This window comes from Vibrio sp. VB16 (genome assembly GCF_015594925.2).
In the GTDB taxonomy this organism is placed as follows: Bacteria; Pseudomonadota; Gammaproteobacteria; order Enterobacterales; family Vibrionaceae; genus Vibrio.
The window spans coordinates 1,962,973-1,974,909 of sequence record NZ_CP087590.1 but is presented as its reverse complement, the minus strand read 5'-3'; the positions used below and the strand labels follow the sequence as shown (position 1 = coordinate 1,974,909).

Below are 11,937 nucleotides of genomic sequence, written 5' to 3'. Positions count from 1 at the left end.
CCTTACACCGGTAAATAACTGACCTATTTTGGTAAACGTTCATGAATGAAACTATCGGCTATTTTGCCGCATTTTGTACCACATTCTCATTTGTTCCTCAGGTGGCATCCATACTTAAAACTAAAAATGTAGATGGGATATCTACTGGCATGTATTGCATGTTTGTGACGGGTGTTTTTAGTTGGTTAATTTATGGTATTGTAAATCAAGATTGGCCGTTAGTTATCGCTAATGTGATTACCGGTTTCCTTGCTAGCCTGGTGCTTATCCTAAAGCTCACTTCAAGTAGGAAAAAGACAATTAATCAGTAGGATACTTAGACTATGCAAGTATGTATGAGGATGATTCGGCTCGTTTTTCTAATCATATTATCATTCTTATCGACCAGTGTTACCGCGCAAAAATACGCATTACTGGTTGGCGTTGGTGATTATCCTAACCTACCGGAAAGTGCTCAACTGTTAGGGCCAGAAAATGATGTTGAGATCATTAAGAACGTACTACTTAGGAATAAATTCGATAAAAAACACATCTACTCATTGGTCACTAAACCGAGTTTTGAATCGCCTACGCGACGTAATATTTTAACGCGATTAGAACAGTTAGTTACGGCTGCTGGCGAGGGCGATTTCTTTTATCTGCATTTTTCTGGGCACGGTAGTCGTCAGCCTGCGAAGGTTCAATCGAATGACGAAGCGGATGGTTTAGATGAAATATTCCTCCCAACCGATGTCGGTGAGTGGAACAACGAAACGGGCGCAGTGAAGAATGCGATAGTAGATAACGAGATCGCTTACTATATCAATGCGATTCGTGACCGAGGTGCAGATGTCTGGATTGTGTTTGATAGCTGCCATTCAGGGACAATGACGAGAGGGGCAGCGATGCCTGATATAAGGTTTCGCCAAGTCGCGCCATCCATACTCGATATTCCAACAACGCCCTTTAATAAATCCCAATCACCCGCAAATTTGCTTTTTCGTCAATGGAACGACTCTCGTTACGAAAAAGATACGGGATTACAAAAGGCGTTATTCCACACGGCTGCAAATTCGCATTTAACAACCAGAGGTGAGTTGATCGCCTTTTCCGCCGCTCAAAGCACACAAACTACACCTGAAATGAAACTGCCACGCAGCGATGACGCTTCTCAATTTCATGGGTTGTTTACCTATGCTCTAATGGATGTTTTAGGGTCAAACTCAACACTTAGTTATCAGCAATTGGCGCAGAAAATAGTCGCTCGTTACGAAAGTATTCCGTGGAGAAGCAGCATCCCTCTATTTAGTGCCACCGATTTGACCAAAACTGTGTTTGATTCTGAAGACAGTGGGGAACCCCAATTTGTTGGTAAAATTCAAGGAAAGGAGTTGGTTATTCAAGGAGGGGCATTATCGATGTTGACTGCAAACTCTTTGGTGGCAATTTATTCCGACCCTTTAGCACAAGATAAGGACTATTTGGCTAAAGTTACTATCGATCGTGCGACGGCTGTGACTAGTTATGCATCTGTTCAATCTTTAGACACCGGAACCTGGCCGGAAAATGTGTATGTTCGCATCATTGATTCGGCACTCAATTCGACGTTAAATATCGCGATGTTGCCTTCAAAAAACAGGACGCCCTCTCAAAGGGAAGCACTGCAAGCTCTATTAGATAATATTGTTTCTCGTCAGCCACAGTTTGCACTTAGTGAAGTAAATAACGCGTCAATATTAGTCAGTCAATTCGACAACATGTATTGGTTTCTGCGTGCAGATCAATCACTACCTTGTGAAGAGCAACAGATAGAGAAAGCACAAGAGGCAATCTGTTTTGAGGATAGAGTAGTACAGCGATTACTTAACGTATCGGTTCCTCGTTCTCAAAGAAGTCGTTTGGTTGTCATTAAGAATAGTTTATTAAAGATCGCGAATGTAGAACGCTTACTGAGTAGTAATGTCCGGTTAACGGGAACCCAGAAGCACCTTAAGGTTGAGTTTGGAGTTAAACGGGGTAACAAAGTTCAGTCATTACCCGTTAATGTTCGTCCGACGTTAAAAGAGAATGATCAAATTCTTTTTGAAATAAGAAATATAAGCCGTAAACCCCAAGATATAAATATACTGTTTATCGACAGCCAATATGGCATAACTCAATTACATCCGCAGAGTGGTCAACCCAACCGTTTACAACCCAACGAATCGCTTTCGTTTAACTGGTACGTTAATGTGAGCACGACAGGTGTCGAACATTTAATGTTATTTAGTCAAATATCAGAAGGTGTTGGCGTTAGTTTTGTTCATTTGGAGCAAGCGCCGCTTCAGGTGTCTACTCGCGGTTTTAAACTGGGCTCGCCACCAGAAAAAGGGGGGGTAGAGCTCTTCTCTTGGGAAGTTGGCAATGACCTCTAAAGACAAGCCGAGAATTAAATTTTTTTGGACAGAGGTGTTTATATCTTCATTATATTGTGCTGGACAGCATAGCGGTACAATATAGTCATTTAAATGAATGAATCCCTTATTTAATAAGAGTCTGTGGAACTGTTTTTATGTCCAATATTATCCCAACCAGTTAATTGCTCTAATAAATGACTGACCACTCATTCATTTAGTATATGAATGGGTGGTGTGAGTTTGATGGCGTTTTGTAACTAATTGATATGCTATAGTGACCGTCCTTGAACTTGATAACGAGTACGCATGAATACTATGAAGAAGTCCTACTGGACTAAATTTTCTTCATTTGCAAATATCGGCCTAATATTGTTAGCCATTGCGGTGTTGTTCTTCTCTTCGTTGACTTATGCTACAGCTGAAACTGAGGTGCAAGCCCCAAAACGTTTACTGCTTATTTATTCTTATCATCCAACTTTTCAAACGACAGATAAGGTCTTTCAAGGGCTGAAATCTGGTCTGGATGAATCTGGTATTAGAGTGGATTTTGATATCGAATATATGGATAGCAAATCGCTGTATGATGAAAATACCGTTAATAATTTTTACACCACCTTAAAATATAAACTCTCTAATAAGATGGAATACGACTTTATTGTTACTGCTGACGATAATGCGTTAATGTTTGCCCTAAAATATCAAGGCGAATTATTCCCGTCGATACCCATTACCTTTCTCGGGGTCAATAATATTGAATTGGCCAAAGCTCAGAACGATAACCCACTTGTCACCGGTGTGATAGAAGCCGTGACGTTAGAGGCTACTATTGACATCATTCTGTCTGCGTTTCCGGAAAGAAAAGATATTTTTGTGGTGAGTGATGGGACGACATCAGGAAAAACGGACACAGCAAAGTTGTTACGATTCTTCCGAGACTACCCATCAATACACTGGCACTTACTTGATTTGGCAGAGCTGAGCTGGGCAGAGTTTAAAGTTAAGCTTAACCAAATTGACTCGGCTTCGAGCACAATTCTGCTCCTTTCTGCCTATAGGGATAAAATCGCATCGAGCTTTACGTTTAATGATTCACTTAACTATATTGTAGAGAATACACAAGCGCCTATATTTCATCCCTATGAACATGGGATGGGTAGCGGTGTATTTGGCGGCGTAGTGATAAGCCATGAACGTCAAGGTTATGAAGCCGGTAGGCTTATTTCTATGTATTTGAATGGAACCGATATTGCCACGGTTTCCGTTATTGAAAGCAGCCCTAATATCCCTATTTTTGATGATCAACAACTCATAAAGTACGGCGTATCTGATTCTCAGCTTCCGGATGATGCGGAGATTCGTTTTGAAAAACCGAATACGTTTGAATTTTATAATATTGAAATAATGGTATTACTCTTGGCTGTGGTTATGTTGTTAATTGTGCATATTTTTATTCGCCATCAAAACAATAAAAATTTGGAGGCGAGTGAAAAAAAACTAAGTCTCATTTTAGATAGTATTGACGCCTATATTTTTTTAAAGGATGTTGGGGGGAAATATCTGTTTGCAAATAAGCTGACAAGAGAGCAATTTGGCTTGTCTTTACAACAGATGATAGGGAAGAGCGATTTTGATCTTTATGATCAAAATATGGCAGAAAAAATCGTAGAAGTTGACCAACAGGTATTCAAATACAAGCATCGGTATTCTAAAGATGAAACCTTTTGGCGTGAAGACTGGCAATCGCAACAAGATGTTAAAACGACAAAGATTCCTCTTATTAATAAGAACTCGGAGGTCTATGCGCTTTGTGGCGTGTCGTTAGATATTACTGCGCAGAAACGACATGAGAGATTACTAGAGCAGGCTATCTTTTACGATTCCCTAACGGGTGTACCAAATCGATTGGTATTTATGGATCGTCTGGTTCAAGCGATCTGCAAAAGTGAGGAAAACAACAGCTTTCTGTATGTCGCTTTTTTCGATATCGATGATTTTAAGAATGTGAATAAGCTTTATGGTCATGAGTTTGGCGATATAGTCATTAAGAACGTGATAAATCGAGCAAAAGAGGTCCTTCGTAAGGGTTGCGTTATCGCGAGGCTTGGTGGTGATGAATTTTATCTGTTGTTTGAATCGAACAGCAACGGAAAAGAAGAAGTCGAACTTGTCTTAGATTGCATATCTGAGCCATTTGAGATTAACGGTAAACAGATTGTGGTAACGGCAGGCGCAGGGGTGACAAGTTACCCACAAGACATCCCATTAGAGCCCGAGCATTTAATGAGGCAAGCAGAGCAAGCGTTATACGTGGCGAAGAGCCATGGTGTGAACCATATTCATAACTTTAATGGTTATGCTTCCCACCAACAGAGTTCAGATAGATTTAAAGAGTTACTTACGGCCTTCTCGTCTCAAGAACTTGTTTTATATTATCAGCCAAAAGTTAGCCTGACGACCGGATGTCTAGTGGGCGTAGAGGCACTTATCCGTTGGAATCACCCTGAAGAGGGTCTATTAAGCCCAGCCGACTTTTTGCCGGATCTTGAGCGATACAACTTAATTAAAAAACTGGATGATTGGGTTATAGATAATGTGTTAACTCAGGTAAATACTTGGTATAAGAATGGGTCAAATATTCCGGTGAGTATCAATGTCAGTCACGCTTATTTTAGACAAAGAAACATCGCCCAGCTTGTCCAAAATAAGCTATTTCAGTTTCCAGGGTTGCCTCCATCATTAATAGAGATGGAGATAGTAGAAACCAATGCATTGGAAAATCTCACTGAAGTGGCTAATACGATTCGAGCATGCAATGAATTAGGTATTAGCTTTTCTTTGGATGATTTTGGTACCGGATACTCGTCATTGACCTATCTGCAACAATTGCCTGTTAGTACCCTCAAAGTCGACAGGAGCTTTGTGATTAATATGCTAAATAGCCCGACAGATATGAGTATTCTAGAAGGTATCTTAGGCCTGTGTCGAGCATTTGACATGACCTCCGTAGCAGAAGGTGTAGAAACATTGGAGCATGGACGCAGGCTTAAAGAAATGGGCTATCATGTGGCACAAGGTTATGGCATAGCTAGACCTATGCCACAGGAACAATTACTCGACTGGATTGATAGTTGGGTACCGCCGAAAGAATGGAATATTACCCACTGATCTGTTAGTTGTTCAATTGTTGCAATGCAATATCGCGCTGACCCGCAAAATCAAATAGTACGGGTTGTTGAATTTTACCCAATGCCGTTTGGGCATTCATGTCCGTTGGGGCAGCACCAAGACCTCTAGTATTACTTTGCAAAGAGCTAAATTCACCAGAACGTAACTCATTGACTAACTCTGGCACCCGCTTAACGCCATAACTCAACCATTCACGGACAGAGATTTCGTTGTTTTCTGGAAAGTAGTCTGCTTGACCAGAAGCTAAACCTTCTTTTGCCAAGCTGTAGCTCAGGTATCCGTGGTTAAGCTGGTCACTCTCTAATGCGAACTGTTCAGCTTGGCTGGCACTTAAGTAAAACATTTTTTTATCCCACGCGAGCTGGCCTAATCCTCTGCTTCCCATCGGTCCCGGTTTAAATCCTTTGGAATCGAGCGCTCCTGCAGATTGACAAGCATCGACAATCATCACCATTGTTCCGACATCAACAGATTCTAAGAGATGAGTGAACTCAGTACTTGAAAGGGCACTTTGAAGAAGTGCCGAGTTGATCTCTCGACTATCGCCTTTGGCGATATCGCTGGTAAAGAAATAAAACTCTCCAGCGGCCAATAGTCCGTGTCCAGAAAAACTAAATAAGATCAGATCGTCTGGTGTCGCTTTAATGATGTTTTCCCAACCATTGATTTCCGGCATTGGGATGTCCTCTCCGGCGAGTCTTTGCATTACCTTGGTTATCGTCGCTTTTGTTGCGTTCTTGAACTCGTGATCAGAGGTGAGTGGGATGGGGATGACGTTATACCCTTGTTCAATTAACGATGAGGATGTAAGACGCTGTTGCATTTCCAATGCGTCGTTGGCAGCGTAGGTAAGGTCCCACGAGGCGTTGTTATACTGGTTTACACCAACCGTAATGACATAGGCGCGTTTTTCTCGCTCGATATTGTGAACAGCTTGGTAAGGAATGACTAAGACCGGGGTTCGAATGCCCTGTCTGTTAAACGCATAGGCACTAAATTCTATGGGCTCTTTATTAAGGGATGAACCGCTTGATGATGGCAGCTGTATTTCGCTGAAGGTCACGATTTGTCGTCCCGGATGATCGATGTTTTTAACTCGCCCCACTAACTGGTTGTTTCTAAAGAGTTGGATAGAATCTACCCCTTCATCATTCGAATCAATTGTAAGGTTGATCGTGACGGTACCGTTGTTGTTGCTTATAAGTCTTTCAAAGCCTATTACAGGTTGACGTGTATCAATGCTCTGTAGATCCATTGTCTCTGGGAACGCTTCAAAATTCAGGGCTCTAACAAGCAGAGCTGGTTCGTAATACTCCTGCATAAAATTTTCAAGAGGCAAGGGTATCAGCGGTTTGCTTTTTACTATCCATGAAGCGTTAGGAATATCGCCAGGAGCCGAACTATCGTATCTCCCTTCCTGATCGGTGACTAACCAACCGTTCTTTTCCATTAACATTAGGCTTACGATTGGCTCAAATGTTTCAGGGTCTAAGAACAATAAGTTTTGATCTGAGGTTATTGCGGTCAAATACTCGCCATTGTCGCTGTAACGCATATCGCTAATAGAGTCATTAAGCACGACAAAGGGCTCATTATTGTCTCGCTCATTAACAATAAAACTGCGTGAGGCGGCACGAACAACTCGAAATTGCTCGTCGGAATTGGGCGGCATTAGTAAGGCCGCAACGCGACCTAGCTGTTCCTGTTCTTTCGATACCACACCATTAGTCAAGTCTATGCGTAACCAGCCACTCTCCGTTAAAAGTGAGAGTTTTTGTTCGTCAGCGATTACCTCTATCACGTTGCCTACATTGATATTTGAATAACCAAAGTCAGGAGATTTGGTTAGCGGTAATATGCCAAGGTTATCCTCTATTGATACGCTATTTGCATCGCCGGCAATAGTAAGTAATTGGAATTGGTCGTTGTTTAATTCAGCCATTAACCAAACACTAAATCCAGTGCTGCTTTGATAGCCTGTTAGTAAGTTTAGCGCCTGATATTCGAGGTCGCTGGCAATCTCTTGATAGTGAAGGCGGTTATCTGTCCAAGTGAGCTGGGCGAGCGCGAGTCGTTTTTGACTTCCGACATAGCCGTTATCTGATAACAACCACCATGTTGCGCCGACCTTAATGAGGTCCGTTGGTTTTTGATTCTGGTTTAGCTCAATGCTATCCAGTGTTAAGCTTTTTAGGTTAAGCACGGTTAGGTTATCAGCGAAATCTGAGACCAGAAGAAGATGGGTATTATCCAGCTTCTCCATAACGGAATACCTATGGTTAAGGTGTTCTCCAGTTGGTAACTGACGCCCTGTCTCTAAGGACCAGAGCTGAATACCTTCCGTTGTTCTAAGAACCATCAGTTTCTGGTCTTCGAAAAGTGTGGATTGCAAAACCTGACGATTTCGTGCTCGCAATTGGTTGATGAGTTGGTTATCAGAACGGCGATAAATGGAATAACCGGATTCGGCTTTGGTTATTCTAACCCATTCGTTTGTTGTGCTGTTTTTTTCTGTAAATTGACCTTGGTATGAGTCATTTTCTGTTATTTCGGTAAGGGTTTCGCTATCAAAGTAGAGAATTATCTCTGGGGAATCCCAACTGCTTTTTACGAGTTCTATTTGCAACATGTGATTGCTATCAGTGCGTGCGATATATTTGGGGGTTGAAGGAAGTGCCGTTATCTGTTTGGCACCACTATTGAGATCCCAACTGACCAATTCTGATTCGAAGCCAATAACGATTTTATTATTGGTGGTGAATTTGCCTATATATGGCCTAGCAAGATGCTCAATACCAGAGCTAAGAGTGCTGTGCTCAAACCTATCTATTTTATTGAAGTTGGATGTGTCATAAATATCAATGGAGGCTTGGTCCAGAACCAGTAATCTATTTTTTGTTTCTAGCCAATCGAAGTCGGCGACTTCACCAACCTCTTCCCCCGAGCTCCATGTCATCTGATCATGCTGTAAATCCCACCTCTGTAGATAGGAACGAAAGCTGTTTTGCTCTTTGATCAAGGCAAAGAGTGTTGCCCCATCGGCAGAGAGTTGAAGCTTTAACACGTTTCCATTAGACAGCCTGATTTTTCTAATGGCTCGTCCGCTAGAGGGTTGAAATAGCCAGACTGAGCCACCCGCGACGCTTGTTACCGCAAGGTCACTATCTTGTGCCAATGAAAGTTGAGATGCATGAACGAAACCTGTTTGACCATTATCGGAATCGCTATAAACCACAAGTTGCGCTGCAGAGGCGTTTTTCAACGTAGAAGTGGAACTGATGACCATTCCTTGATGATAACCCTCTCTGACCATATAGACGCGACTTACCAGTGCTGGATAAAACTGGTTCAACTGCATCGGCTCAGAATCAGGTGTGATATAGAGTGCCTCTAAGTTACTTAACAGCAAAGATTGGCTGATGTCACCTTTAGCCAATAGCTGCATTATTCGATTTTTTGCTTCATCTCGTTGGCCGAGTGCAGATTGCAGCAGGGCGATGCTGAGTTGATAGGTTGGCAAATGAAAATTGTTGGACTCTTTAGCCACAGTTTCGAGTAGCATGAGTTGCTCAAGAGATAATTGCAACTTACCTTGTCTAAATAGTGCGATAGTTAGATTGTGTCTGTAGCTGTCTTGATAGGTGTCGTTATCTGCAGTAATCAATGCCTCGTTGAGCAGTTTTTCGGCTTGAGCGGCTTGACCATCTTCGATCAGAACGGCGCTAACAAAAAGCAGGTCGTCTTGCCTAAAGTCATTCAATGGAAACAGAGAAAGAAGCTCTGCTGCTTCACTGGTTTTTTCTAATTGGTATAGATTGCGTGCTTTTTCCACAAAAAATCGGTAAACAAACACCATTTCCTCCGGAATTTGCGAGTTTTTTCTGTTTGCTATTTGTATAGCTTCCGTCTGGGCTTTATTGAAATAGCGTTCTGCTGCTCTCACATTACCCATCATATCGAGTAAAGCGGCTTGCAGATGAAGGGCACTAAAGCGAAAGAATGGTGGAATTTCGCCAGATTCAAAAGACGTCAGTTGTTTTTTAATCTGCTGAAAAGTGTGTTCATTTAGCGTGCTGCCATGTACGCCTGCTGAACGCAGTTTAACCGAAAGTGTGAGATCTGAATCTAGTTGAGAAGCAGCAGGTTGTTTGTCAACTCTCCATTCTAAGGCGTCTTCGTGTTGCTGATATTGGTCGGTGCTGAGTTCGATATTGTACAATTGATAAATGTTCACAATGTCGTTTTGTTCTCTTAAACTCGCTAAATAAGCGAGGAATCGGACGATAAGCGCTTCATTGTCTCTTTTTATTAATAACTCGTCGTAGCTCAATTGCAGAACCTGACTCTTGGTTATACTAAGGCGAAGCCAGATGTTCAGCTCTAACATCCTGATGGATTGGTCAAACAAGACACGTTTTTCCTTGTCAAAAGCGGCGATTCGAGTCTCGATATCCTGGGGTATCAGTGCTCTAAATGTGGCCACATCTAACTCTAGTCGTGGAGTTTCTGGATTTAGGCGACGAAACAGTGCGTTTTGCCAATAAATGAGCGTATTGATGGTGCTTTTAGCCATCACACCTTCTTGTTTAGAAAGCTTGGCCACTTGATTGAGTGCTTTGTTCGCCCAAGCCGTAGCGTTATCCAAATCTATATAAGGGTTACGTTTATTCAAGGGATTCATGTTTCTTTGTGTATGCTCTGCAATATGGGTTAATAACCAACTCAATTGGAGATAACTTTGCCACTGGTATTCAGGTGTTGATTCATAAAACTCAACGTGGGAATGTCGATTTACAAGGCTTTCTTCGCACTGTTTAAGCGCCTGATTAGATATCGCCATCATCGGGTAGTGCTGACCTAACTGAACTGGGTTTTGGCACTGGGGTGGCAGGTCAATATCGAGCCCCAGTAATGAGTATTCTGCCCATATATAGCCTGCGCTATTGCTGGTCAATTGCATTTGGGCATAATTGGCGCTGGCATAACCAGAAAAGACGGTCGTACAGAGCAGCAGAATGAAATAAGCTTTCTGACTCATTGATAAGAAAGGTAATGTTGACCGACATTCCATCGCTTTTGTCTCCTTGAAGGCACTTTGCCTATTTCCACCAAACACCAGGTTTTTACTAAACACCAACTGTTCACCAAACAATAAGTGCTCATTTATTACCAATAGTTCATTAAGTACCAAGGCTTTCCAACCTATGGTAGGTACAAACTAATGAGTAAAGGCAGGCGGGTTCTGTATCTTCGCTTAATCTCAGTGACTTTAAAAGCGTCTACTGAGATCAAATGTATTTATGTTAACCCCATTACTTTATTAACGAATATTGTTTGAAAATAAACATAGGCTAGAAACGTCAGCGCATAGTCGGTATAAATGAATGGTTAATCAGATTGAATAGAGTTGAGATAGATATGAATACCGCTAAGTTAGTCGTCGACTGTAAAAATGCTCATGGTGAGAGTGTCATTTGGTGTGAAAATAGACAACAGATTCTTTGGACGGATATAGAAGGTCGCTTTCTGTGGACATATTGTCCGACAGCCCGCCAAGCTAAATCTCACCGAATGCCCGATCGCTTGTGTGCATTCATGATAAGAAGTGACAATACCATTCTTGCCGGTTTTGATTCCTATGTCGCAATATTGGATCTTGACGCTAACAAGGTAGAGAAACAGTTTGATTTCGAGCCTGACAATCCTTTTAGTCGATTAAATGACGGTAAGTCTGATCGTCAAGGCAACTTTGTTGTGGGCGGAGCCAATGAATCAGATGATGATTCTTACACGACCTCAGTTATTAAAATTGATAAGGACCTAACGGTTCACACTCTAATTGAAGGTGTCACTTGCGCCAACAGCATTTGCTTTTCGCCTGATGGCAAAACGATGTACTTTACCGATACACCAACCCAAACAATCTTTGCCTATAATTACTCACCCGATTGCACCCGATTATCTGAACCACGCGTTCTGTATAGAGGAGAGGGTCGCTTTTCATTGCCAGACGGTTCCACGGTAGACGACGAAGGTTATCTTTGGAATGCGGTGTGGTCTGGAAATGCGGTCATTCGTATTCATCCTTCAAGCGGTGCGATAGATCGAATAATTGAGGTTCCTACTAAAAATCCTACGTGCACGGCAATTGGAGGTAAGGGACGGAATACTCTTTATATCACTTCTTCGCGCCAAGGATTATCAGAGGAAGAGCTCAAAGCTCAACCTAATTCTGGTGGTTTGTACGCCATTGAACTGTGACGTAATGAATGTTGTTACGATAAAAGCGTGATTATTTACGCCTACCAAGCGTGATGAATACCGTCAATATGCGAATTGATATTGGATGAAGCACAGAAATTACGTTAAAAAGAAA

Annotated in this window: 5 protein-coding genes; 4 read left to right on the top strand and 1 reads right to left on the bottom strand. The window is 42.0% G+C overall.

Annotated features, from left to right (window positions below; translation table 11 throughout):
• Window positions 1–41 precede the first annotated feature (41 nt).
• From IUZ65_RS08985 to IUZ65_RS08975, 3 genes are all read left to right on the top strand, one after another.
• On the top strand, window positions 42–311 hold the full coding sequence (locus IUZ65_RS08985) for a SemiSWEET transporter (protein WP_195703412.1): 270 nt from the start codon (window positions 42–44) through the stop codon (window positions 309–311).
• 12 nt (window positions 312–323) lie between these two features.
• Entirely contained in the window at window positions 324–2,393 is a 2,070-nt protein-coding gene (locus tag IUZ65_RS08980) for a caspase family protein (protein WP_195703411.1), read from the top strand.
• Window positions 2,394–2,681: 288 nt separating this feature from the next.
• Window positions 2,682–5,540 (top strand): ABC transporter substrate binding protein, encoded by a 2,859-nt coding sequence (locus IUZ65_RS08975; protein ID WP_195703410.1) that lies wholly within the window; start codon window positions 2,682–2,684, stop codon window positions 5,538–5,540.
• 4 nt (window positions 5,541–5,544) lie between these two features.
• Here the strand turns inward: IUZ65_RS08975 and IUZ65_RS08970 are convergent, their stop codons facing one another.
• Window positions 5,545–10,695 carry a caspase family protein gene (locus IUZ65_RS08970; RefSeq protein ID WP_195703409.1) on the bottom strand — a complete coding sequence of 1,717 codons (5,151 nt, stop codon included), beginning with the start codon at window positions 10,693–10,695 and terminating at the stop codon, window positions 5,545–5,547.
• A gap of 284 nt (window positions 10,696–10,979) precedes the next feature.
• On the opposite strand from IUZ65_RS08970, the gene IUZ65_RS08965 reads away from it, so the two are divergent.
• Entirely contained in the window at window positions 10,980–11,822 is an 843-nt protein-coding gene (locus IUZ65_RS08965; RefSeq protein WP_195703408.1) for an SMP-30/gluconolactonase/LRE family protein, read from the top strand.
• Window positions 11,823–11,937: the final 115 nt, after the last annotated feature.